This window comes from Streptomyces sp. CLCI03, from assembly GCF_053615355.1.
On sequence record NZ_CM132132.1, the window covers coordinates 3267628 to 3291146 of the forward strand.

Annotated in this window: 22 protein-coding genes, 1 pseudogene and 1 riboswitch; of the genes and pseudogenes, 13 read left to right on the top strand and 10 right to left on the bottom strand. The window is 70.9% G+C overall.

The window, feature by feature from the left end; translation table 11 throughout:
- The first annotated feature begins 2 nt into the window (after window positions 1-2).
- The 3 genes from ACWG52_RS14850 to ACWG52_RS14860 are packed head-to-tail and all read left to right on the top strand — an operon-like array spanning window position 3 to window position 3021.
- The gene (locus tag ACWG52_RS14850; protein ID WP_030712574.1) at window positions 3-485 is read left to right on the top strand and encodes a succinate dehydrogenase hydrophobic membrane anchor subunit; all 483 of its coding nucleotides are present in this window, start codon (window positions 3-5) and stop codon (window positions 483-485) included.
- A 23-nt stretch (window positions 486-508) separates the two neighbouring features.
- Complete coding sequence (gene sdhA, locus ACWG52_RS14855; protein WP_389807632.1) at window positions 509-2263, top strand: succinate dehydrogenase flavoprotein subunit; 1755 nt, start codon at window positions 509-511, stop codon at window positions 2261-2263.
- Window positions 2263-3021, top strand: a complete 759-nt coding sequence (locus ACWG52_RS14860; protein WP_052873174.1) for a succinate dehydrogenase iron-sulfur subunit — start codon at window positions 2263-2265, stop codon at window positions 3019-3021. Before sdhA ends, ACWG52_RS14860 begins: the two co-directional genes overlap by 1 nt.
- Before the next feature lie 76 nt (window positions 3022-3097).
- Here the strand turns inward: ACWG52_RS14860 and ACWG52_RS14865 are convergent, their stop codons facing one another.
- Window positions 3098-5536: a DUF4132 domain-containing protein gene (locus ACWG52_RS14865; protein WP_389807634.1), complete on the bottom strand. Its 2439-nt coding sequence runs from the start codon at window positions 5534-5536 to the stop codon at window positions 3098-3100.
- Window positions 5536-5928, bottom strand: coding sequence for a hypothetical protein (locus ACWG52_RS14870; RefSeq protein ID WP_390138841.1), 393 nt, complete (start codon window positions 5926-5928; stop codon window positions 5536-5538). Before ACWG52_RS14870 ends, ACWG52_RS14865 begins: the two co-directional genes overlap by 1 nt.
- Before the next feature lie 130 nt (window positions 5929-6058).
- On the opposite strand from ACWG52_RS14870, the gene ACWG52_RS14875 reads away from it, so the two are divergent.
- From ACWG52_RS14875 to ACWG52_RS14900, 6 genes are all read left to right on the top strand, one after another.
- Window positions 6059-7177, top strand: coding sequence for a serine hydrolase domain-containing protein (locus ACWG52_RS14875; protein WP_389807638.1), 1119 nt, complete (start codon window positions 6059-6061; stop codon window positions 7175-7177).
- Window positions 7178-7233: 56 nt separating this feature from the next.
- Entirely contained in the window at window positions 7234-7803 is a 570-nt protein-coding gene (locus tag ACWG52_RS14880; RefSeq protein WP_389807640.1) for a hypothetical protein, read from the top strand.
- A 132-nt stretch (window positions 7804-7935) separates the two neighbouring features.
- Entirely contained in the window at window positions 7936-8187 is a 252-nt protein-coding gene (locus ACWG52_RS14885; RefSeq protein ID WP_390138837.1) for a hypothetical protein, read from the top strand.
- Window positions 8188-8673: 486 nt separating this feature from the next.
- The gene (locus ACWG52_RS14890) at window positions 8674-9078 is read left to right on the top strand and encodes a hypothetical protein (protein ID WP_389807642.1); all 405 of its coding nucleotides are present in this window, start codon (window positions 8674-8676) and stop codon (window positions 9076-9078) included.
- Window positions 9079-9081: 3 nt separating this feature from the next.
- On the top strand, window positions 9082-9510 hold the full coding sequence (locus ACWG52_RS14895) for a thiol-disulfide oxidoreductase DCC family protein (RefSeq protein WP_390138836.1): 429 nt from the start codon (window positions 9082-9084) through the stop codon (window positions 9508-9510).
- Between the two features lie 11 nt (window positions 9511-9521).
- Complete coding sequence (locus tag ACWG52_RS14900; protein WP_389807646.1) at window positions 9522-10274, top strand: TetR/AcrR family transcriptional regulator; 753 nt, start codon at window positions 9522-9524, stop codon at window positions 10272-10274.
- Between the two features lie 18 nt (window positions 10275-10292).
- On the opposite strand, the gene ACWG52_RS14905 is transcribed toward ACWG52_RS14900, so the two are convergent.
- The 3 genes and pseudogenes from ACWG52_RS14905 to ACWG52_RS14915 all read right to left on the bottom strand — a co-directional run.
- Window positions 10293-11849 carry an ABC transporter substrate-binding protein gene (locus ACWG52_RS14905; RefSeq protein WP_389807648.1) on the bottom strand — a complete coding sequence of 519 codons (1557 nt, stop codon included), beginning with the start codon at window positions 11847-11849 and terminating at the stop codon, window positions 10293-10295.
- Between the two features lie 123 nt (window positions 11850-11972).
- Window positions 11973-13229: a metallophosphoesterase gene (locus tag ACWG52_RS14910; protein WP_453128902.1), complete on the bottom strand. Its 1257-nt coding sequence runs from the start codon at window positions 13227-13229 to the stop codon at window positions 11973-11975.
- Window positions 13230-13345: 116 nt separating this feature from the next.
- Window positions 13346-13582 (bottom strand): annotated as a pseudogene (locus ACWG52_RS14915) (SCO4848 family membrane protein); the annotation flags it as partial.
- 121 nt (window positions 13583-13703) lie between these two features.
- On the opposite strand from ACWG52_RS14915, the gene ACWG52_RS14920 reads away from it, so the two are divergent.
- The 3 genes from ACWG52_RS14920 (at window position 13704) to ACWG52_RS14930 (ending at window position 16470) form a co-directional block, all read left to right on the top strand.
- Complete coding sequence (locus ACWG52_RS14920) at window positions 13704-14945, top strand: D-alanyl-D-alanine carboxypeptidase family protein (protein ID WP_389807652.1); 1242 nt, start codon at window positions 13704-13706, stop codon at window positions 14943-14945.
- 140 nt (window positions 14946-15085) lie between these two features.
- The gene (locus ACWG52_RS14925) at window positions 15086-15982 is read left to right on the top strand and encodes a hypothetical protein (RefSeq protein ID WP_390138830.1); all 897 of its coding nucleotides are present in this window, start codon (window positions 15086-15088) and stop codon (window positions 15980-15982) included.
- 59 nt (window positions 15983-16041) lie between these two features.
- On the top strand, window positions 16042-16470 hold the full coding sequence (locus tag ACWG52_RS14930) for a hypothetical protein (RefSeq protein ID WP_389807655.1): 429 nt from the start codon (window positions 16042-16044) through the stop codon (window positions 16468-16470).
- Window positions 16471-16533: 63 nt separating this feature from the next.
- On the opposite strand, the gene ACWG52_RS14935 is transcribed toward ACWG52_RS14930, so the two are convergent.
- From ACWG52_RS14935 to ACWG52_RS14950, 4 genes are all read right to left on the bottom strand, one after another.
- Window positions 16534-17469, bottom strand: a complete 936-nt coding sequence (locus tag ACWG52_RS14935; protein WP_453128903.1) for a YihY/virulence factor BrkB family protein — start codon at window positions 17467-17469, stop codon at window positions 16534-16536.
- Between the two features lie 199 nt (window positions 17470-17668).
- A complete protein-coding gene (locus tag ACWG52_RS14940; protein ID WP_389807658.1) occupies window positions 17669-18283 on the bottom strand; it encodes a 2'-5' RNA ligase family protein in 615 nt (204 codons plus the stop codon).
- 97 nt (window positions 18284-18380) lie between these two features.
- Window positions 18381-19394, bottom strand: a complete 1014-nt coding sequence (gene trpS / locus ACWG52_RS14945) for a tryptophan--tRNA ligase (protein ID WP_389807660.1) — start codon at window positions 19392-19394, stop codon at window positions 18381-18383.
- Between the two features lie 176 nt (window positions 19395-19570).
- Window positions 19571-20839 carry a serine hydroxymethyltransferase gene (locus tag ACWG52_RS14950; protein ID WP_389807661.1) on the bottom strand — a complete coding sequence of 423 codons (1269 nt, stop codon included), beginning with the start codon at window positions 20837-20839 and terminating at the stop codon, window positions 19571-19573.
- 34 nt (window positions 20840-20873) lie between these two features.
- A riboswitch (ZMP/ZTP riboswitch) is annotated at window positions 20874-20964 on the bottom strand.
- A 129-nt stretch (window positions 20965-21093) separates the two neighbouring features.
- Here ACWG52_RS14950 and rocD point away from each other — a divergent pair.
- A complete protein-coding gene (gene rocD / locus ACWG52_RS14955; RefSeq protein ID WP_365267319.1) occupies window positions 21094-22299 on the top strand; it encodes an ornithine--oxo-acid transaminase in 1206 nt (401 codons plus the stop codon).
- A 15-nt stretch (window positions 22300-22314) separates the two neighbouring features.
- On the opposite strand, the gene ACWG52_RS14960 is transcribed toward rocD, so the two are convergent.
- On the bottom strand, window positions 22315-23517 hold the full coding sequence (locus tag ACWG52_RS14960) for a glutathionylspermidine synthase family protein (RefSeq protein WP_389807663.1): 1203 nt from the start codon (window positions 23515-23517) through the stop codon (window positions 22315-22317).
- Window positions 23518-23519: the final 2 nt, after the last annotated feature.

Consider the following 23519-nt stretch of genomic DNA (forward strand, 5'->3'; position numbering starts at 1 on the left):
GTATGTCTTCTGACACTTCTTTCGAAAAGGGAGTCGGCGACGTGGAGGGCGTGTCCCTCTACGACGTGGACAACCCGGCGCCCTACATCGAGGCCCCGCGCAAGCGGACCGGCAAGACCCCGCGCTCGACCCGCGGGAACTTCGAGATGGTCGCGTGGCTCTTCATGCGCCTCTCGGGCATCGTGCTCGTCGTCCTGGTCATCGGCCACCTGCTGATCCAGCTGGTGCTCGACGGCGGCGTGTCCAAGATCGGTTTCGCCTTCGTGGCCGGCCGCTGGGCTTCCCCGTTCTGGCAGGTCTGGGACCTGCTGATGCTGTGGCTGGCCATGCTGCACGGCGCCAACGGTCTGCGTACCGTCATCAACGACTACGCGGAGCGTGCCAACACGCGGCTGTGGCTGAAGGGCCTGCTCTACACCGCCACGGTGTTCACCATCCTTCTGGGCACGCTGGTGATCTTCACCTTCGACCCGAACATCCGCTAGGCAACGGGGCTGAGGCGAAACCAATGAAGATCCACAAGTACGACACCGTCATCGTCGGCGCGGGTGGCGCGGGTATGCGCGCCGCCATCGAGTCGACGAAGCGCAGCCGCACCGCAGTGCTGACGAAGCTCTACCCGACCCGCTCCCACACGGGCGCCGCGCAGGGCGGCATGGCCGCCGCGCTCGCCAACGTGGAAGAGGACAACTGGGAGTGGCACACCTTCGACACGGTCAAGGGTGGTGACTACCTGGTCGACCAGGACGCCGCCGAGATCCTGGCGAAGGAGGCCATCGACGCGGTCCTCGACCTGGAGAAGATGGGCCTGCCGTTCAACCGCACCCCGGACGGCACCATCGACCAGCGCCGCTTCGGCGGGCACTCCCGCAACCACGGCGAGGCGCCGGTCCGCCGGTCCTGCTACGCCGCGGACCGCACGGGCCACATGATCCTCCAGACGCTCTACCAGAACTGCGTCAAGGAGGGCGTGGAGTTCTTCAACGAGTTCTACGTCCTGGACCAGCTCCTGGTCGAGGAGGACGGCGTCAAGAAGTCGGCCGGTGTGGTCGCGTACGAGCTCGCCACCGGCGAGATCCACGTGTTCCAGGCCAAGGCCGTCATCTACGCCTCCGGCGGCACCGGCAAGTTCTTCAAGGTGACCTCCAACGCGCACACCCTCACGGGTGACGGCCAGGCGGCCTGCTACCGCCGCGGCCTGCCGCTGGAGGACATGGAGTTCTTCCAGTTCCACCCGACGGGCATCTGGCGCATGGGCATCCTGCTGACGGAGGGCGCCCGCGGTGAGGGCGGCATCCTCCGCAACAAGGACGGCGAGCGCTTCATGGAGAAGTACGCGCCGGTCATGAAGGACCTCGCGTCCCGTGACGTCGTCTCGCGCTCCATCTACACCGAGATCCGTGAGGGCCGCGGCTGCGGTCCGGCCGGTGACCACGTGTACCTGGACCTGACGCACCTCCCGCCGGAGCAGCTCGACGCGAAGCTCCCGGACATCACCGAGTTCGCGCGCACCTACCTGGGCATCGAGCCGTACACGGACCCGATCCCGATCCAGCCCACCGCGCACTACGCCATGGGCGGCATCCCGACCAACGTCGAGGGTGAGGTCCTCAGCGACAACACCACCGTCGTCCCGGGTCTGTACGCGGCCGGCGAGGTCGCGTGCGTGTCGGTGCACGGCGCGAACCGTCTGGGCACCAACTCGCTGCTGGACATCAACGTCTTCGGCAAGCGCTCCGGCATCGCCGCCGCCAAGTACTCGCAGGAGAACGACTTCGTCGAGCTCCCGGAGAACCCGGCGCAGCAGGTCGCCGACCTCGTCGAGCACCTGCGCAACTCCACGGGCAACGAGCGGGTCGCCGACCTGCGTCTGGAGCTCCAGGAGACGATGGACGCGTGCGTGATGGTGTTCCGTACGGAGCAGACCATCAAGACCGCGGTCGAGAAGATCGCGGAGCTGCGCGAGCGCTACAAGAACGTGTCCGTCCAGGACAAGGGCAAGCGCTTCAACACGGACCTGCTGGAGGCCATCGAGCTGGGCAACCTGCTCGACCTGGCCGAGGTCATGGCCGTGTCCGCGCTGGCGCGCAAGGAGTCCCGCGGCGGTCACTACCGCGAGGACTACCCGAACCGCGACGACGTCAACTTCATGCGCCACACCATGGCGTACCGCGAGGTCGGCGCCGACGGCAAGGATTCGGTCCGGCTGGACTACAAGCCCGTCGTCGTCACCCGCTACCAGCCGATGGAGCGTAAGTACTGATGGCCACCCCGACCCTGGACAAGATGGAGGCCGCGGCCGCGGCCTCGCCCTTCATCACGGTCACCTTCCGGATCCGCCGCTTCAACCCCGAGATCTCCGACGAGTCTCAGTGGCAGGACTTCCAGGTCGAGATCGACCCGAAGGAGCGCGTGCTCGACGGTCTCCACAAGATCAAGTGGGACCTCGACGGTACGCTGACGTTCCGCCGCTCGTGCGCGCACGGCATCTGCGGCTCCGACGCGATGCGGATCAACGGCAAGAACAGGCTCGCCTGCAAGACGCTGATCAAGGACATCAACCCGGAGAAGCCGATCACCGTCGAGGCCATCAAGGGCCTCACGGTGATGAAGGACCTTGTCGTCGACATGGAGCCCTTCTTCCAGGCGTACCGCGACGTCATGCCGTTCCTGGTCACCAAGGGCAACGAGCCGACGCGCGAGCGTCTGCAGTCCGCCGAGGACCGCGAGCGCTTCGACGACACCACCAAGTGCATCCTGTGCGCCGCGTGCACGTCCTCGTGCCCGGTGTTCTGGAACGACGGCCAGTACTTCGGCCCGGCGGCGATCGTCAACGCGCACCGCTTCATCTTCGACTCGCGTGACGAGGCCGGCGAGCAGCGGCTGGAGATCCTGAACGACAAGGACGGCGTGTGGCGCTGCCGCACGACCTTCAACTGCACCGACGCGTGCCCGCGTGGCATCGAGGTCACGAAGGCGATCCAGGAAGTCAAGCGCGCGCTGATCACGCGCCGCTTCTGACCTTCCGGTCCGCGTGTGCGAGGGCCCCGTCCCCGGTTCGTCCGGGGGCGGGGCCCTCGCCGTTCCCTCGGGCTCGTCAGCGGCGGATCTGGCCGGTGATCGTCGGGTCGGTGATCTCGGTGTCCTTCGCGAGCAGCAGGGCCTTGGAGAGGATGACCGCGAGGGTGCGGTCCCCTTCGAAGGGCAGATAGCCCGTCTCGAAGGTGCCCGAGCCCGCGGGGCCGCCCGGCACGATGCACAGGTACTGGTCGTTCGGCGTCATCAGGATGTTCCCCGAGCCGAGGTGGATCTTGTACGTGCGCAGATCGCCCCGCACGTGCAGGAACCGGCCCTCGACCCTGCAGCGGTCGGCGACGGCCAGCCGCGGTACCAGCCGCTCCAACAGCACCCGCCGGGTCTCGGCGCTCTGGTTCAGCTCGCCGAAGGCGTACGAGGTCCAGTACGCGCCGAAGCGTCCCTCGGGCCCGCCGTCGGCCCAGGTCGGGTCGTTGGCGATGCCGGCCACACCGACGAAGAGGTCGACGTCCCGCAGCACCTCGCTCAGCACCAGCGCCGGTATCTCCGTGAGCGGCAGCGGGTCCACGGGGTCGTGCTCGTGGTCGTCCCACCGCCGCATCGTGTACTCGCCGCCGTACGTGCTCGCCTCGTTCTGCGGGGCGTCGATCGGGTAGAAGCGCACCTGGTCGGTCCGCAGCCGCAGATAGCTGCCGGACCCGGTGGTGTCGACCCCGTACTCCTCCCCGTCGCCCTCGATCCAGTACTCGGCGCGCAGCCCCCATCGCGGCAGCTCGCGGGTGGCGGGCGGGGCGCTGTCGTCCACGCACAGCCGTAGCCTGTTGCGCCAGCCGCGGGCCGCGGCCAGCGAGTGGAACTGGTGCTGGCGCAGGACGTGTGCGGCGAAGCGGTTGGAGTAGGTGCCCGTGTTCCGCTCGGCGTCGGTCAGCAGGTACACCTCGCGGTGGGCCTGTTTGAAGGGCTGGGTCACGGCGTACCGCTCCAGCAGGTCGCGCCAGGCGACCACCTCGGCGGGCTCCCTGCCCACGGGGTGCCAGAGCTCCACGGTGGCCTGCCCCGTGTCCTGGTCCAAGGGGGCGCCGGTGAGGGTGCGCAGCTGCCCGTCCGCGTGGACGACGGCAGTGCCGTCCACCGTCCAGATGAGCCGCCGCGCCAGGGTCCCGACCAGCGGGTGGTCGAGGTACCGGGCGCGCCACTGCCCGTACGCCCAGCGGCGCCGGGCCAGGAACTGTCCGTCCAGCCGTTCCGCCTGCGCGGTCAGCGAGGTGGTGATGTCCTTGACGGTGGCCTTGAGTTCCTTCAGCTCCTCGGCGTGGTCCCGGCGTACGCCGGCGGGCACGCTCCTGAGTTCCTTGCCCGCGGCGTTGCGCCAGCGGACCACGGCCCTGGTCCCGTGGACCTCCAGCAGTGCGGTGGCCTCACCGATGCGGAACTCGGCCTGACCCACCTCGCTCAGCCCGTGCGCGGGAACGGCCAGTTCCTCGATCTCCTCGCGGCTCAGACCGAGTACGGCGGCGCGCGCCTCCAGCGCCGCGTCGACGAGCTTGGCGGTGCCCTTGTACGTCACCCGGGTTGCCAGGCGCGCGAGTTCGGCGAGGGCCGCGTCACCTTCCATCCGGGCCAGGGAGTTGACGGCGGCGTTGGCCACCTTCGGGTTGCGCGGTCCGATCCCGGCGACCTTGCGCAGCGCGCTCTCCGCCAGCGCGCCGAGCGCGCGGACCGCACCGGGGTGCGGTGGCAGGAAGGACAGCAGCCAGGCCAGGCCGCGCAGGGCGTCGGCGTTGAAGGGATCGAAGGCGTTGTCGACGTCCTGCTCGTACGGGCCGCGCTCCAGCCGCACGGTCCGGGGCCGCCCGACGAGGGCCAGCCACTCCACGACGGCCTCGCGCACGGCGTCGCCGTCGAGCCGGCCGAGGAGCGCCCGGCCGCGCTTCTCCCAGGCGCGGGAGGGCTTGGCGGATCCGGCGGTCCGCGCGTGGGCGAGCAGCTCGTGCCACCGCTCGTCCGCCATCGCCCGCTCCGCCCACTCCTCGCCGACGTTGAGCACGGGTGCGGTGAGGGTGGCGGCCAGGTCGACGAGGGCGGCCGGGCAGTACGTGCCGACGGCGGCGCTGCGTCGGACGGTCGCGATGACGCCCGGGGTGAGCGGGCGCCCGGCGGCGACCTCGGCGTGGACCAGCGGCTCGTGGTGGGCGACGTACGAGAAGGTGGGGGCGTGGGCGACGGTCTCCAGCTGCGCCGTCCGTTCCTCGGCCAGGGGCAGGTCGTCGAGGCCCTCGCCGACGAGCGCGATCATCTTCAGCAGCTTCACCTCCACCTCCCGCGTGTGGGGCGCGCGCCGGTGGTGGTCGGCGAACCGCTCCAGCGCCAGGCGGCGGTCCGCCTCCGGGAGCAGCCGCATCCCTTCGACGTGTCGGCGGACGTCGTCGACGCGGTACTCGGCGGCGTACACGGTCGCGTGCAGGAACTCCTCCGCCGCCGCCTCGATGTCCCAGGCCATCAGCCACCCACCAGCGCGACGAGCTCGAGGAAGGTGACCTCGACGCCGAACGGCAGGTCCATCTCCTCGTCCAGGTCGAGGATCTGGCGGTCCCCCACCAGGACCAGGAAGCCGTTGCGCTCGAACGCCTTGAGCGCCAGCTCGGTCTGCTTCCGCGGGTCGATGCGGCGCGGCGTCCGCAGCGCGTACCCGTTGAGGGCGTGCTCGGCGCCCTCCGGGCGGACCAGCCCGTGGAAGACCTCCGGCCGCTTCGCGTGGTACTCCGCGACCTCCTGGAAGATCCGGCGCCGGATCAACTCGCGCAGCGTGAGCCGCTCCTCGGCCATGTCGAGGCCCCAGCCCTCGCTGCGGCCGCCGGCGGTCGTCTCGTCGACGAAGGTCACCATTCCCATGACTCCGACAGTAGGGGCGAGCACCGACAACGGGCGGTGCGGGCCCCCAGCGGCGGTCAGGGGCCCCTCAGGGTCCGGTGGGGGTCTTCACCCATGGTCGGTGGATCTTGGCCGCAACAGACTTCCGTACATGCCGAAGACCGCGTACTCCGCTCCCGCCGCCACCCGCCGGACCCGCTGGACCGCCCTGGTCCTCGCCGGCGCGGCCCTCGCTTCCGTCACCGCCGGCGCCGTCCTGCCGGCCTCGGCCACCGAGCTGCCGGGCGCACCGGGGACCGCTGCCGCCCGGGCGTACCACCCGGTCGACACCGCCGCCCTGACCGCGTTGATGAAGCCCGACGCCGTGGCGAGCGGCACCATGGTCCGGGTGGGCGGGACGGGTCCCGGATGGACCGCGGCCACCGGCCCGCTCTCGCGGGACCCGGCCGCGAACTTCCGTATCGGCAGCATCACCAAGCTGTTCACCTCCACCCTGGTCCTCCAGCTCGTCGGCGAGGGCCGCTTCACCCTGGACACCCCCGTCCAGGAGCTCCTCCCGGGCACCCTTCCGGCGCACTGGAAGCCGATCACCGTCGGCCAGTTGCTGAGCCACACCAGTGGCATCCAGGAGCCCTGCGTGGAGTTCGTGGCCGGCGAGGCGCCGACCCCGGAGCAGGTCGTCGCCCACTGGACCGACCCGAAGTGCGCCGCGCCCCAGTACCCCGTGCGCGTGCAGCGGTACAACGGCGCCAACTACTTCCTCCTCGGCATGGTCGTCGAGAAGGTCACCGGCCGCTCCTACGCCGACGAGATCAGGCGCCGCATCGCCCGGCCGTTGGGGCTGCGCCACACGTACTCCCCGAAACCCGGTGACCGCACCGTCCCCGGCCCGGTGCTCGCCGACGGCGGCGAGATCGAGCCGTGGGCCTGGGCCGAGGGCGGCATGCTCTCCAACGCCCCCGACCTGGAGCGCTTCATGACCGGCCTGCTGCGCGGCCGGCTGCTGAAGCCGGCCCAGCAGCGGCAGTTGTTCGCCATGCCGGCGCTGTCCGAGGGCGCGGTGGACCGCTTCAGCACGGGCGGGCTGATGCGCGCCGAGATCGGCGGCACCGTCGTCTGGGGCAAGACCGGCTCCATGGGCCGCTCCACGAGCGGGGTGTTCGCCACCGAGGGCGGTCGTCGCACACTGGTCTACTCCTTCCTTCCGGCAGGCGAGGACCGCGAGTTGGTGCGGGGGCGGATCGTGGCTCTGGTCGGCGCGGCGCTCTGACCTGGGTTGCGGGACCGGGGGTACAGGGCGCGAGTCCCTGTGGAAGGATCGGCGGCATGAGCGAGCAGCAGCCGAATCCGTACACGAGCGACCCCGCCGGCCAGGGCGGTCAGCCCGGCACGCCCGCCACGCCCGGCCAGGGCGACTACAAGTGGGGCCCCGGCGAGGCCAGTTACGGCTACCCGCAGCCCTACCCGGCGCCTCCGGCACCCCCGGCCTACCAGCCGACCATCGGCGGCGCCGGCATCCCGGCCCCCGCCTACAACGCCCCCGCTCCTGTCGGCGGAGCCGGTCTGTCCCTCGGTGACATCACCATCGCGGGGGACCAGATCATCACCCCTTCGGGCAACATGCCGCTGCGGGGCGCGATGTGGAACGCGACGGACTTCTCGCGCACCGAGGAGAAGATCCCGCCGCACGCGATCGTGCTGGCGATCGTCTTCTTCCTCTTCTGCCTGCTCGGCCTGCTCTTCCTGTTGATGAAGGAGAAGACCACCACCGGCTACATCCAGGTGACGGTCACCAGCGGCGGCCGCCACCACTCCACGATGATCCCGGCGGTGGACGCGTACACCTACCAGTGGGTGATGGGCCAGCTGAACTACGCGCGTTCGCTGAGCATGTAAGGCGCACGCTCCGCAGGGCAGGCCCTGGGCCGGCCGTCGGGCCAAGGCCCGGGCGGCCCTTGCGGTGCCCCGTGTGTGATGGGGTGCGGAGCGGGCCGGCGGGTCAGGCACGCTCCTCCGTACCATCCACAGGTGATCAATCCGTTCTTCCACACACCCGGACGCCGCTTCATCACCGTGGCCGTGCTGGCCGCCGTTGTCGCCTTCGGCTGGTACGCCGTTCAGCCGGTCCATCCGCGATGCGCGATCGGCTCGGGGGCCCTCATGTCCGCCGGCACCTCGGCGGAAGAGATGGAAGCCGCAGCCAGGCAGGCTTACGAGGATGCCGTGGCCGACGGCGCGTGCGGACCGTCACACGCCCGATTCCGAGACTGGATCGGCTGACCTGAGCCCGCAGCCCAGACGTTCTGCGGACCTGGGCACCGTCGTGGGACCCGCGACGAGCCAGAGGCCGCCGCTGCCCTCGCCAGGGCCCTAGCCGAGGAGCCGACCGCCATCCTCGGTCCCTCGTCACCTACTCCTCAGGCGGTGACGAGGCTCGGGTTCCCCTGAGTACCGCTCTTCCGGCTCGGGTCCTCAGGCCGGGCCAACGGTTCGGCTTCTTGATCGCGCGCGGGCACTCCCGGCCGCGCCGGGCCGGCAGAAGGCGTGCACGTCCCTCCCGCCCGGCCTCGACGTGCGCCCCGGCCTCCTGCGCGGCGAGTTCCGCCGGCCGTCGGCCCGGCCCACCCCCTCCCCCGCGACGCCCGCGCTCGCGCTGCTCGCGAACCGGTTCCGCGGCACCCCCGGAACATCGCTTGAACTTGTTCAAAAAGAGGCCTACAGTCATCCCTGTCAGCAGTTTGAACACGTTCAAAGGAGCTGGGGACAATGGACCTCACCGTCGTCACGTACGTCATCTACCTGCTCATCAGCATCGCCCTCACCGTCTGGGTGGCGCGCACGCTCAGCCGTAACGGTCGCGTCTTCATCGGTGACGTCCTGCACGGGAACGAGAAGCTCGCCGACGCGGTCAACCAGCTCCTGGTGGTCGGCTTCTACCTCGTGAACATCGGCTTCGTGACCCTCTACCTCCGGTCGAGCGAGGAGATCGTGACCCCCCGGGCCCTCTTCGAGGCGCTCTCGGTCAAGCTCGGCGTCGTCCTGCTCGTCCTCGGCGTCATGCACCTGGGGAACGTGTGGGCGCTGAACCGGATGCGCCGCCGGGGGATCATGGAGCGCCAGCAGACCCCGCCCGTCCCGCCGCAGGCGTGGACCGCGCCGGTCGGGGCCTGAGCCGTGCCGACCGCCACCGCCGCCGTCCGGCGCCTGACCGTCCTCTACGACGCCGACTGCCCGCTCTGCGTGCACATCCGGCACTGGCTGCTCGCGCAGCGGTGGCTGGTCCCGCTCGCGCTGGTGCCCGCCGGATCCTGGGAGGCGCGCCGCCGGTTCCCCCGGCTCGACCACGCCTCCACGCTCCGGGAGATCACCGTCGTCGGGGACTCGGGGCAGGTGTGGACCGGGACCGAGGCCTTCATCGTGTGCCTGTGGGCGCTGGCCGAGCACCGGCCGAAGGCGAACTGGCTGGCCACCCCGGCCGGCCGGCCCTTCGCCCGGGCGGCCATGTACACGGCCTCCGCCTGGCGGCAGGCCGTCCGTACCGGGGGTCACCCCGAGGGCTCCGAAGGACCGGCCTGTGACGACCATTGCGCCGTCCCCCGATAGGCTCATACACCGTGACTGATCAGAAGGCTCCCAAGAGCGAGCAGACCCGCACGCTCATCCTCGAAACCGCGCTCCGCCTCTTCCAGGAGCGCGGCTTCGACAAGACGACGATGCGGGGTATCGCGAAGGAGGCCGGCGTCTCGGTCGGCAACGCCTACTACTACTTCGAGTCGAAGGAACACCTGGTCCAGGGGTTCTACGACCGGATCGGCGCCGCCCACCAGGCGGCGGTCCGGCCCATCCTGGACAACGAGACCGACCTGCAGAAGCGGTACGCGGGCGTGTTGACGGCCTGGCTCGACATCGCCGCGCCGTACCACGAGTTCGCCTCGCAGTTCTTCAAGAACGCCGCCGACCCGGAGAGTCCGCTCAGCCCGTTCTCGCCGGAATCCGAAACGGCGCGCAAGGCCGCGATCGCCATACACCGCGAGGTGCTGGCGGGCGCGAAGACGAAGGTGCCGGCCGAGCTGGCCGACGTACTGCCGGAGCTGATGTGGCTCGCGCAGATGGGCCTGGTCCTGTACTGGGTCTTCGACCGCTCCCCGAACAGCGAGAAGACGCGGCGGCTCGCCGAGCGCGGCGCGCAGCTGACGACGCGGGGCATCGTCCTGGCCCGGTTCCGGGTGCTGCGGCCGCTGGTGCGGGAAGTGCACGAGCTGTTCGCGGACTTCCTGCCGGGCATGGCCCAGACGGCCACGGCGGGAGCCCGGCGCAGGGCCTCGGACCCGTACCCCGACGAGGAACCGAAGACACGGCGCACGTAGCCGCCGGGGGCGCGCCGGCTACAGCCAGTCGAGTTCCCACAGCCGCCAGACGCCGGTGCCGTCGGACAGGTACTGGGCTCCGGTGACGTCCTCCCGGGACATCACGTAGTCCTTCTTCTGCCAGATCGGCACCATCGGGGCCTGCTGGGCGACCAGCTTCTGCAGGTCGCGGAACTCGGCGGCGGCCTCGCTCCGCTCCGAGTGGGACTGGGTGCGGGTGATCAACTCGTCCACGTGCTTGTCGGAGAAGCCGTTGTTCATGGACGAGTCGGCGCCGACGAGCGGGGCGAGGAAGTTGTCCGCGTCCGGGAAGTCCGCGATCCAGCCGATGGTGTAGGCGTCGAACTCACCCGCCGCGTACCCCTTCTGGAAGTCGTTCCACTGCTCGACCGGCTTGATCGTCACCTGGAAGAGGCCGGTGGCCTCCAGCTGCTTCTTGAGCTCCTCGGCCTCGGGCAGGTTCGCGCCGCGGACGTTCACGCCGAGGTTGAGGTGGACGGCCGAGGTGATCCCGGCGTCCTTGAAGAGCTTCTTGGCGGTGGCCACGTTCGGCGCCGGGTAGGCGTCGAAGAACGGCGTGCTGTGGCCGGCGATGCCCGCCGGGACCAGGGAGTACAGCGGGGTGACGGTCCCCTTGTGGACCTCCACGGCCACCTTGGAACGGTCGAGCACGGCGGCGACGGCCTGGCGGACGGCGAGCGGGGCCGCAGTGGAGCCGGGGCGGACGTTGAAGACGATGGAGCGGGTCTCGCTGCCGCCGGAGGCCTGGTAGCGGGTGTCCTTCAGGCCCGGGTTGAGGCCGGCCAGCACCGTGGGCGGCATGTCCCGGTGGGCGACGTCGATCCGGTGGGCCTTCCATGCCTGGTCGAGCTGCCCGGAGTCCTTGAAGTACTTGACGGTGACGGGCGTGTGGGCGGCCTTGCCCTGGCCCTTGTACGAGCCGTTGGGCTTGAGCTCGGCGCTCGTACCGGCCTTGTACTCGCCCAGCGCGTACGGCCCGGAGCCGTCCACCTTGCCGTCCTCGCGCAGGGACTTCGCCGGGTACTTGTCCTTGTCGACGATCGCGGCGGCGCCCGTCGCGATCTTGAAGGGGAAGGTGGCGTCACCGGCGGAGAGGGTGAAGGTGACCGTGCGCCCCTCGGCCTGGACCGACTCCAGGGTGTTGAAGAGGGGAGCCGGCCCCTGGTCGGAGTTGATCGCCTTGATGCGGTCGAAGGAGTACTTGACGTCCTCGGCGGTGATGGCGCGGCCGCCCGTGAACTTCACGTCGGGGCGCAGCTCGCACCGGTAGACGGTGAGCTTCTGGCCCACGAAGCCGCAGGAGGCGGCGGCGTCCGGCACGGGGGCGTCGGAACCGGGCTTGATGGTCAGCAGCGACTGGTAGATGTTGCTGAACAGGGCCCAGGAACCGGCGTCGTACGCCCCGGCGGGGTCGAGGGAGGAGACCACGTCACTCGTCCCGACCCGGACGGCACCGCGCCCGCCGCCGTCCTCGGGCAACAACTGCCAGACACCCACACCGACCACGCCGAGGACCAGCCCGGCCGCGATCACCTTCGAGCGGACAGACCGCATCCCCTGAACCCCACCCCATGACCCGATGACAGCGACGCGCTGTCCGATTAACGGTCATCCCATCACGGAATATCAGCCACCGGAAGGCGAGTTGGCGAAGGCTCTGACGAGGTTTGGGACGGATCAGGCCTGAAATGAGGCGAGTTCGACGACGGTGATGTCGGACGGCGCCCCCACCCGGACCGGCGGCCCCCAGGCTCCGGCCCCGCGGGACACGTAGAGCTGGGTGTCGCCGTAGCGCTCCAGACCGGCGACGGTGGGGTTGGCGAGCTCCGCGAGGTAGTTGCCGGGCCAGAGCTGGCCGCCGTGCGTGTGGCCGGAGAGCTGGAGGTCGACGCCGTGACGGACGGCGTCGTGGATGACGACGGGCTGGTGCGCGAGGAGCACGGAGGCCCGCGTCCGGTCCCGGTCGCCGAGGGCCGCGCCGAAGTCGGGTCCCTTGCCCTCCCGCTCGCCCTGGATGTCGTTGACCCCGGCGAGATCGAAGTGGGGCAGCTCCTTGCGGGCGTTCTCCAGCGGGTTCAGCCCCAGATCGCGGACATGGTCGATCCACTGCTGGGCGCCGGAGAAGTACTCGTGGTTGCCGGTGACGAAGAACGATCCGTGACGGGCGTCGAGCAGGCGCAGCGGCTCCGCCGCGTGCCCGAGGTCGGGGACGCTGCCGTCGACGAGGTCGCCGACGATGGCGATGAGGTCGGGCTGGGTGCGGTTGACCGTGTCGACGATGCGCTGCGTGTGGGCGCGGCCGAGCACGGGGCCGAGGTGGACGTCGCTGACGACGGCGATCCGGAAGCCGTGCGCCGCACGCGGCAGTTTGGCGAGGGGAACCCGCACCCGCTTCACGCTGGGCCCGCGCAGGACCCCGTAGGTCCCGGCCCCGACGGTGCCGAGGGCCACGGCGGCGGCCGTCCCGCCGACCGTACGGGCGACGAACCGGCGCCGGCTCAGCCCGTCGGCCACGGCGGGGCGCTCGGTGGCGACCGGGGCGGCCGCGGGCGCCGCCGCGGCGGGCACCTCCACGGGCTCGGGCCGCTCGGCCGCCGGTCCGGTGGCGTCCCGGTGGGCCGGACGGCGCAACGACAGCGCGCGGATCGGCTCCGCTACCAGCATCGTCAGGGTCAGGTACAGGAGTACCGCGAGCCAGAGGTACCCGGGCCAGGCCACCGTCTGCTGGAGCCAGAAGGGGGCGCCCGCGCGTCCCGTGGTGAGCGCGGCCACGGAGAGGAGGGGCAGGACGATGGCCAAGGCCGTGCCGATGCGCCGGGTCCGGCCGCCGGGGGTGGTGGTGTCGCGGACCAGGCGGACCCAGAGCCAGCGGTGGACCAGGACCAGCAGGGCGCAGACCGCCAGTGCGACGAGGGCGAAGATCAGGATCGTCATGCCGAGGTGTCCGAATCCGGACGGCCCGGACGGCCCGCGCGGTCGGCACGGCCCGCGCGGCCGGCCCCGTCCACCCCGTCTGCCCCGTCGACCCCGTCGGCCAGGTCCGTACGTGATTCACGCCGCAGGGCGAGGACGCTGCGCAACCCGAGCACACCGACCGCCGTCCCCAGAAGGAAGGAGGTCACCGCGAGCGTCAGGTGCACCCAGAAGTAGGAAGTGGGGTCGCCCGCCGCATCGAAGGCCAGGCCACTGCCGTTCTTCCACAGGTTCCGGACGAAAGACACCCAGATGAACCAGCTCCACACCCCGAAGGCGAGCAGGAACCAGGAGGCGGTACGGCTGAGTCTCATGCCTTCAGTATCCGATTCGTCCCCAGGACGGACGCGCCGGGGTGGGCTGTCCCGGGGGTGGTTGCCTCGAATTGGCCGGTCCGCAGCGTCCTCCAGCTCATCGGGATGTACTTTCACCTGCGTGTCTGCCAAGACGACCGCGCTGACGGTCCTTTCCGCCGCGTTGCTGGTCCCCACGATGCTGGTGGCCCCCGCGCACGCCGCGCCGACCCCGCCGGCCGACGCGAAGGGCCAACCGGACAAGGCGCCGGCCCCCGCCCCACCCGTCTCGATGTCCACGGTCGGCGGATCCCTGCTCGGCCAACCGGGGACCCAGGTGAACCTGCTGCCGGGCGCTCCCGCGCTGCCGACGAACCTCACCGGGCGGTCCTGGATCGTCGCGGACGCGGAGTCCGGCGAGGTGCTGGCCGCGCACAACGCGCACTGGCGGCTGCCCCCGGCCTCGACCATGAAGATGCTCTTCGCCGACACGGTGCTGCCGACCCTGCCCAAGGACCGGATCCACAAGGTCACCGACAAGGACATGGAGGGCGTCGGCCCGGGCAGCAGCCTGGTCGGGGTCAAGGAGGACCTCGAGTACTCCGTCCACGACCTGTGGCTCGGGGTGTTCCTGCGGTCGGGGAACGACGCCGTGCATGTACTTTCGGCCATGAACGGCGGCGTCGAGAAGACCGTCAGGGACATGCAGGCCCACGCCGAGGAGCTGCAGGCCCTGGACACCCACGTGGTGTCCCCCGACGGGTACGACGCCCCCGAGCAGGTGTCGAGCGCGTACGACCTGACGCTCGTGGCCCGCTCCGGACTGCAGAAGCAGGACTTCAGGGAGTACTGCGGCACGGTGAGCGCGAAGTTCCCCGGGCTGCAGGAGCCCGGGAAGCCGCGGGACCACTTCGAGATCCAGAACACCAACCGGCTGATGACGGGCGCCGGCGGCATCGCCCCCTACAAGGGCATCGCCGGGGTGAAGAACGGCAACACCACCATGGCGGGCTCGACCTTCACCGGAGCCGCGCAGCAGGGCGACCGGAAGCTGCTGGTCACGGTGATGAACCCGGGAACGGCCGGCGCGAACTCGGTCTACCAGGAGACCGCCGCGCTCTTCGACTGGGGCTTCGCGGCGGCGGGCAAGGTCAAGCCGGTGGGTGAGCTGGTGCCGCCGAAGAGCGCGGACACCTCCTCGCACGGCTCCCCGGCCCAGTCGCACGAGAACGACCCGTCGGCGGCCGGCAAGAACGCGGGCGGCGGCGCGGGCACCGCGCTGGGTGTCGCGGGCGGTGCGCTGGCCGTACTGGCGGGCGGTGCCTTCGTGATCAACCGCCGCTGGCCCCGCGGCCGCCGCGGCCGGGGCGAAGAGCTGATCTGAGCCCTGCCGGAACCGGACCCGGACCGACCTAGCCCGGTTCCGGGAGCGGCACCACCTATCAACTCACAGGTACACCAGAGGACTTCGGCAGGGTTTGCTCACTCCCGTCGGCATGAGGCCGGCGGGAAGGGGGTCCTGCCATGCGCAGGAGATGGTCGGCCGCCGTCACGGTGGCCTGTGGCGCGCTGCTCGCCGTGGCGGCCTGGACCGCGCTCCCGGCGGGCGGCGCCGGGCGGCCGGCCCCGGCGCGCGCCCTGGAGACCGCCGAACTGGACCTGCTCCACACCGCGGGGGAACTGCTCGTCCAGGACTGCATGCGGGCGCAGGGATTCTCGTACTGGCCGGTCCCGCGCGTGCCGCACCCGGACCTCCGGGACTTCCCGTACGGCGTCGACGACGTGGACTGGGCCCGCGGCCACGGCTTCGGGCGCCGGATCGAGCAACAGCTGGACGAGGAGGCGGCGGCGGGCCCGCGCGCCCGGTACCAGAGCGGGCTCCCCCCGGAGCGGCTGGAGGCTCTGGGGGTGGCGCTCATGGGGCCCGACGCGAAGGGGTTGGCCGTCGAGAACCCGGGCGGCGGCACGCTGAGCCACAGCGACCAGGGCTGCGTCACCGCGTCCTGGCGGCAGCTGTACGGGGACGTACGCCTGTGGTTCGGTGCGAGCGAGACCGTGAAACAGCTCGGCGCGGTGCGTACCGGCCGGGTCGACCAGGACCCCGCGTTCCGGACGGCGCTGGCCGGCTGGAGCGCATGCGTGGGCCGGCGCGGCTTCCCGGCCGAACACCCGGTCCGGCAGCGCGACGGACAACTGGCACGCAAGGGCCCGGCCGCCGAGGCCGAGGACGTACCGATGGCCACCGCCCAGGCCGAGTGCGCCCGCTCGACCGGCCTCGCCGACACCGCACAGGACCTGCACCGGCGCTATTCGGACATGATCCGCGCCGAACACGGGGCCGCCTTCGACGCCATGCGGCGGATGCAGGTGGCGGCCCTGCCCACAGCTCGCGATGTGGTCGCCCGGCACGCCGGGAGCTGACATCGCGTACCGCCGACCGGCGGTGAACCATGCACGGCACTCATTGGGAGGGACCCCACATGAACAAGCTCAGGACGCTCCTCGCGGGGCTCGCGATCGCCGGCGCGGCGGTGGTGGCCGTTCCGACCGCGGCGCAGGCCGACGGTGGCTGCGGCTACACGAACTTCTGTGCCTACTCCGACGATTACAACTACCTCTACCAGAACGCCGGCAACTCCAACGACTGGCCGTACCAGGTCAAGAACAAGGTCGACTGGGTGCGCAACAGCGGCAGCGCCGGCGGTCGCGACCACGTCAACATCTACTACAACGAGAGCAACACCGGCGCGTACGCCTGCATCGGCTACGGCACCGAATGGAACCTGCGGAGCAACGCGCACACCTTCAACTGGACCCGCAACGGGGACGCGAGCGGTCAGGGGAGGGCGGTCCACGACAACGCCGCCTCGCACCGGTGGGTGTACGGCTGCGGGAACGGCACCTGGTAGAGCCTCCCGCCGGCGGTCCTCCGGTGGCGCGTCGGGCCCCACACCGATGCGCCACCGGTGCGTTCAGGCCGGGCGCGCGGCGGCCGGAGGCCCCGGGGGAGGGTCTTCCGCGCCGTCGCCGCCCGCGCCACCCGCGCCGTCCGCGCCCTCGCCGTCGCGGGTGGCCGTCCAGGAGGAGACGAACAGCAGCAGCTTCGCCGTGAAGTTGATCCACAGCAGCAGGGCGATCGGCACACCGAAGGCCCCGTACATGCTCTTCGCCGCTACCTCCCTCATATAGCCGCTGAGCAGCAGCTTCAGCAGTTCGAAGCCGGCCGCGCCGATCAGGGCCGCCTGGATCAGCCGGCTGCGCGGCGGGTGGACGCCGGGGAGCAGGGTCAGGACGTAGAGCAGCAGCAGGAAGGCGGCCACGACGCCGACGAGGAAGGCGAGGGCGCGCAGCAGCGCCCCGCCCGCGCCCTCGCGGGGAATGTCCAGCCATTCGGCGGTCTTCCCGACCGCGCTGGATCCGAGGATGGAGGCGGCCGCCGAGGCCAGGCCCACACCGCCGAGGCCGAGGAGGACGAGCGCGTCCTTGCCCTTGCGGGCGAACGGGTTCCCGTCGTCCTCGTCGTCCTTCTCCCAGACCGCCCGCAGGCAGTCCCGCATGGAGCCGACCCAGCTGACACCGGTCACCAGCAGCAGGGCTCCCGCGACGAGGCCGACCGTGCCGGCGTTGTCGACGAGCCCCTCGATGTTGAGCTGGTCCGAGATGCCCGGGACCTGTTCGGAGAGGTTCTTCTCCAGCCGGTCCAGCTGTTCGGGGCTGAGCAGCGCCGCGCCGACGGCGGCGGCCACGGTGATCAGCGGGAAGAGGGCGAGGAAGCTGATGAAGGTGATGGCGGCGGCGAGGCGGGTCCAGTGGACGCGGTCGAGGCGTTCGTACGAATGCCACGCGTGCGTCCGCATCAGACGGGACGCGAGCGGCCCGATCACCGGGAGTTTCGTCAGCCAGTCCATGGGGTCACCGTAATTCAGCCGACGGAAATAGCCGGGATTGTCGGTTCCGGCGGCTACGGTCGTCGATTGTGACTTTTCCCGATACGCGCCCTACGGGTCGCCCGTTCCACACCCTGGTCCTGCGAAGGCTGAGATTCCGTGCCCGGCGCATCGCCCGGCTCCCCCTGACCCTGCGGCCCCTGGCCGCGCGCCCGCTCCGTCAGGACGGCGGTACGGTCGCCCCGGCGCCGCCGGCCGTCCCGGCGGCGTGGTCGGCGGGTGAGCCCGCCTGCGCCGGGACGCAGTTCGGCCCGCTCCCGAACGGGTACTCGCGCAGCTTGCGCCAGACCCCGTCCGAGCCCTGCTCGTAGAGCGCGAAGCCCGAGCACACCCACTCGGCGGCGTAGCCGGCGAGGGTCGTGAACGCCAGGTCCATCGCCTCCTCGGAGATCCCGTGGGCGACCGTGACGTGCGGGTGGTACGGGAAGGCCAGCTCGCGGTCGAGCGGCCCCTGGGGGTCGCGGACCTCGCTCTGGAGGCGGGTGCAGGCCGAGGCCCCTTCGGCGATCTTGACGAAGACGACCGGCGAGAGGGGGCGGAAGGTTCCCGTGCCGGCCAGCCGCATCCGGAAGGCTCGGGAGGCGGCGGCGACCTCGACCAGGTGGGCCCTGATCGCGGGGAGCCGGTCCGCCTCCACCTCGGTGGGCGGGACGAGGGTGACATGCGTGGGGATGCCGTGCGCGGCTGCGTCCCCGAAGCCCGCGCGCAGCTCCTGGAGCTTGCTGCCGTACGGCTCCGGGACCGCGATCGAAACGCCGAGCGTTACGGTCCCCACGTATCTCTCCTCCGCTTGTCGCTGTGGACTGCTGCCGCCCCAGTGTGGCGGCAGCACCCCCGTTCGTGCCAGGGCTCTCTGTCCGTAGTTGCGTTCGTCAGTGCTTGGCGGGCAGCAGACCCAGGCGGTCGTAGGCCTGCGCGAGCGTCTCGGCGGCGACGGCGCGGGCCTTCTCCGCGCCCTTGGCCAGGATCGAGTCCAGCGTCTCCGGGTCGTCCAGGTATTCCTGGGTCCGCTTCTTGAACGGTGTGACGAAATCGACCATCACGCCGGCCAGGTCGGTCTTCAGCGCGCCGTAGCCCTTGCCCTCGTACCTGGCCTCCAGCTCGGCGATCGTCTCGCCCGAGAGGGTGGAGTAGATCGTGAGCAGGTTGCTGACACCGGGCTTCTTCTCGGCGTCGAAGCGGATCTCGGCCTCGGTGTCGGTGACCGCGCTCTTGATCTTCTTCTCGGTGACCTTGGGCTCGTCGAGGAGGTTGATCAGGCCCTTGGGGGACGAGGCGGACTTCGACATCTTGATCGCCGGGTCCTGGAGGTCGTAGATCTTCGCGACCTCCTTGACGATGTGCGCGGCGGGGAGGGTGAAGGTGGAGCCGTAGCGCTGGTTGAAGCGCTCCGCCAGGTCGCGGGTCAGCTCGATGTGCTGGCGCTGGTCCTCGCCGACCGGGACGGCGTTCGCCTGGTACAGCAGGATGTCGGCGACCTGCAGGATCGGGTACGTGAAGAGGCCGACGCTGGCGCTGTTGACGCCGCCCTTGGCGGACTTGTCCTTGAACTGGGTCATCCGGCTGGCCTCGCCGAAGCCGGTGATGCAGTTCATGACCCAGCCGAGCTGCGCGTGCTCGGGCACGTGGCTCTGGACGAAGAGGGTGCAGCGCTCGGGGTCCAGGCCGGCGGCCAGCAGCTGCGCCGCGGAGAGCCGGGTGTTCGCGCGCAGGTCCTTCGGATCCTGCGGCATGGTGATCGCGTGCAGGTCGACCACCATGTAGAAGGCGTCGTGCGTCTCCTGCAGGGCGACGTACTGGCGGATGGCTCCGAGGTAGTTCCCGAGGTGGAACGAGCCGGAGGTGGGCTGGATGCCGGAGAGCGCGCGAGGACGATCAGAAGCCATGGCTTCATTCTCTCAGGTGCGGGGGCGGGCTCGGGCCCGCATCCGGCCGGATCCGACCCGCACCTCGTGCCTCCGGCCGAGGAACGCCCTCAAACGCCGGGCGGGCTGGAAAATCCAGCCTCGCCGGCGTTTGAGGCGCGGGGTCCGGGGCGGAGCCCCGGCAACGGCGCCGCGGGTCAGGCGAGCGGCAGGCCCGGGGCCGGGAAGGCGGCCATCAGGTCCGTGACCTCCGCGCGGATCGCGGCGAGGGCCTGCTCGTCCCCCTTCGCGGCGGCGTCCACGGACCGGGCGATCCAGTCGGCGACCAGCGGCATGTGCTCCGTGGACAGCCCCCGCGACGTCAGCGACGGCGTACCGATCCGCACCCCCGAGGGATCGAACGGCTTGCGCGGGTCGAACGGCACCGTGTTGTAGTTCACGACGATCCCCGCCCGGTCCAGCGCCTTCGCCGCGATCTTGCCCGGCACGTCCTTGCCGGTCAGGTCGATCAGGATCAGGTGGTTGTCCGTACCGCCCGAGACCAGGTCGAAGCCCTTCTGCAGCAGCGCCGCGGCCAGCGCCTTGGCATTGGCGACGACCTGGTGCGCGTACGCCGTGAAGGACGGCTGGGCCGCCTCGTGCAGTGCCACCGCGATACCGGCCGTCGTCTGGTTGTGCGGGCCGCCCTGCAGGCCCGGGAAGACCGCCTTGTCGATGGCCTTCGCGTGCTCCTCGCGGCACATCAGCATCGCGCCCCGCGGACCGCGCAGGGTCTTGTGCGTCGTGGTGGAGACGACGTCGACGTGGTCCACCGGGGACGGGTGCGCGCCGCCCGCGATCAGGCCCGCGATGTGGGCCACGTCGGCGACCAGGATCGAGCCGGCCTCCCGCGCGATCTCCGCGAAGGCGGCGAAGTCGATGGTCCGCGGCAGCGCGGTACCGCCGCAGAAGATCAGCTTGGGTCGCTCGGCGAGGGCGAGGTCACGCACCGCGTCGTAGTCGATGAGCCCGGTGTCGGCCCGGACGCCGTACTGCACGCCCCGGAACCAGGAGCCGGTCGCCGAGACGCCCCAGCCGTGGGTGAGGTGCCCGCCCATCGGCAGGGCCATGCCCATCACGGTGTCGCCCGGCTTCGCGAAGGCCAGGTAGACGGCGAGGTTGGCGGGCGAGCCGGAGTACGGCTGCACGTTGGCGTGGTCGACCCCGAACAGGCCCTTGGCCCGCTCGATCGCCAGCGCCTCGACGCGGTCGATGTTCTGCTGGCCCTCGTAGTAGCGGCGGCCGGGGTAGCCCTCGCTGTACTTGTTCTGCAGCACGGTGCCGGAGGCTTCGAGGACGGCCGCGGACACGTAGTTCTCACTGGGGATCAGACGCAGGGTCTGCGCCTGCAGCACTTCCTCCGCCGCGACGAAGGACGCCAGCTCGGGGTCGGTGGAGAGAAGGGCGGGATGGCGGCTCGCGGACATGGCGGGCTCCTCCGGGGTCGATGTGATCGGTACCCCGCGAGGCCCAGGCGAGCGGCCCTGTATGCGGTCGAGCGCGCACGACTCCCCCGGAGTTGGTTCCCCGTACGCCAGTCGCCGTGCGTATCGGACACCTTAGCGGGCGCGCCGGGAGAGAGGTTTCTGCGTCCGGGATACGAGCGACGATAAGAAGGTGACGCCACCCTCGTCACCGCTGCACCGGCGCTCACCCCGCCGGACGGACGATCGGAGACCCCGTGTCGACAACTGCTGATGCCATCCGCGCCGCGGACGCCCACAGTGCGCACAACTACCATCCGCTGCCCCTGGTCGTCGCGTCCGCCGAAGGCGCCTGGATGACCGACGTCGAGGGTCGCAGATACCTCGACATGCTCGCCGGGTACTCGGCCCTCAACTTCGGGCACGGCAACCGCCGTCTGATCGACGCCGCCCGCGCCCAGCTGGAACGGGTCACGCTCACCTCGCGCGCCTTCCACCACGACCGCTTCGCCGACTTCTGTACCGAGCTTGCCGCACTGTGCGGCAAGGAGATGGTGCTCCCCATGAACACGGGGGCGGAGGCCGTGGAGACGGCGGTGAAGACCGCCCGCAAGTGGGGCTACGAGGTCAAGGGCGTCCCGGACGGGCACGCCAAGATCGTGGTCGCCGCGGACAACTTCCACGGGCGGACCACGACCATCGTCTCCTTCTCCACGGACCACGAGGCCCGTGACCACTTCGGCCCGTACACACCGGGCTTCGAGATCGTCCCGTACGGGGACCTCACCGCGCTGGCCCACGCCGTCACCGAGAACACCGTGGCCGTGCTGCTGGAGCCGATCCAGGGCGAGGCGGGGGTGCTGGTGCCGCCCGCCGGGTACCTGAGCGGCGTACGGGAGCTGACCCGCGAGCGGAACGTCCTCTTCATGGCGGACGAGATCCAGTCGGGGCTGGGGCGCACCGGCCGGACCTTCGCGTGCGAGCACGAGGGGGTCGTCCCGGACGTCTACATCCTCGGCAAGGCGCTCGGCGGCGGCGTGGTGCCGGTCTCCGCCGTCGTCGCCGACCGGGACGTGCTCGGGGTGTTCCGGCCCGGGGAGCACGGGTCCACCTTCGGCGGGAACCCGCTCGCGTGCGCGGTCGCCCTGGAGGTGATCGCGATGCTGCGGACCGGCGAGTTCCAGGGCCGCGCCACCGAGCTGGGCGAGCACCTGCACCGGGAGCTGAACCTGCTGGTCGGCGGCGGTGCGGTGACCGCCGTACGCGGTCGCGGGCTGTGGGCGGGCGTCGACATCGACCCCTCGCGGGGCACCGGCCGGGAGATCTCCGAGAAGCTGATGGAGCTCGGGGTGCTGGTGAAGGACACCCACGGGTCGACGATCCGGATCGCCCCGCCGCTGGTGATCGGCAAGGAGGACCTGGACTGGGGCCTGGCCCAGCTCCGGTCGGTGCTCGGCGCGTAGTCCCGTCCCGGGCGGTCAGAGGATGACGTGGGGCAGGAAGCGGGCGTACTCGTCCGTGACCGGCCCCGCCGATTCCCGGATGCCGAGCCCCGCCGCCTCGTCCTCGACGACCCACGCGCCGAGCACCACCCGGTTGCCGTCGAAGTCGGGCAGCGGGGCCAGGCCCTGGAAGCAGTACCGCTCCCCCTCCTCCGGTACGAACGGCTCCGCGCCCTCGCCCGCCTCGTGCAGGGTGACGCCCGCGCCCTCCCGGCCGAGGAGGGGCTTGGCCACGTAGCCGCTGGACCCGGGTTCGGCGAGCTCGCGCGGGCCGTCGAGATAGGCGGGCAGCAGGTTGGGGTGCTCCGGGAAGAGCTCCCACAGGATCGCCAGCAGCGCCTTGTTGGACAGCAGCATCTTCCACAGCGGCTCGATCCAGCAGGTGGAACCGGAGCCGCCGCCGTGGTCGTAGGTGCCGAGGACCTGCGGGCCGAACTCGTCCGTGGCCAGCCACTCCCACGGATAGAGCTTGAAGCAGGAGCGGATGAAGCGGAGCTTCTCGTCCACGAACCGGCCGGACAGGCTGTCCCAGCCGATCTGCTCGACGGAGAGCGCCTGGGTGTCCAGGCCGGCCTGCTCGGCGGTCTCCTGGAGGTAGGCGACCGTCATCAGGTCCTCACCGAGCTCGTCGGTCTCGGAGTGCGCGAAGTGCAGCGGGCCGGGCGGGAGCAGCTCGGCCTGGCGCCGCCAGGCGTCGACGAGGCGCTCGTGGAGGGAGTTCCACTGGTCGGCGCCGGGGAAGCGTTCCTCCATCCAGAACCACTGCGGACTGGCCGCCTCCACGAGGGAGGTGGGCGTGTCGGCGTTGTACTCCAGCATCTTGGCCGGGCTGCCGCTGCCGTCGTAGCGCAGGTCGAACCGACCGTAGAGGGAGGGCTGTTCGGCGCGCCGTCGCCAGGACTCGGCGATCAGCGCGGCGAGCTTCGGGTCGGTGATGCCGAGGTCGGCGAAGCGGTCGTGCTCGACGATGTGCGCGGCCGCGGCCAGGCACATGGCGTGCAGCTCCTCGACGACGTTCTCCAGGGCCTCCACCTCGGGGAGCGTGAAGGAGTAGTAGGCGCTCTCGTCCCAGTAGGGGCGCAGGGAGTCGTCGGGGTAGCGGGTGAGGGGGTAGATCACCCCCTGCTCCTCGACGGTCTTCTGCCAGTCGGGACGGGGCTCGATGGTGTGCCGCTGCATGG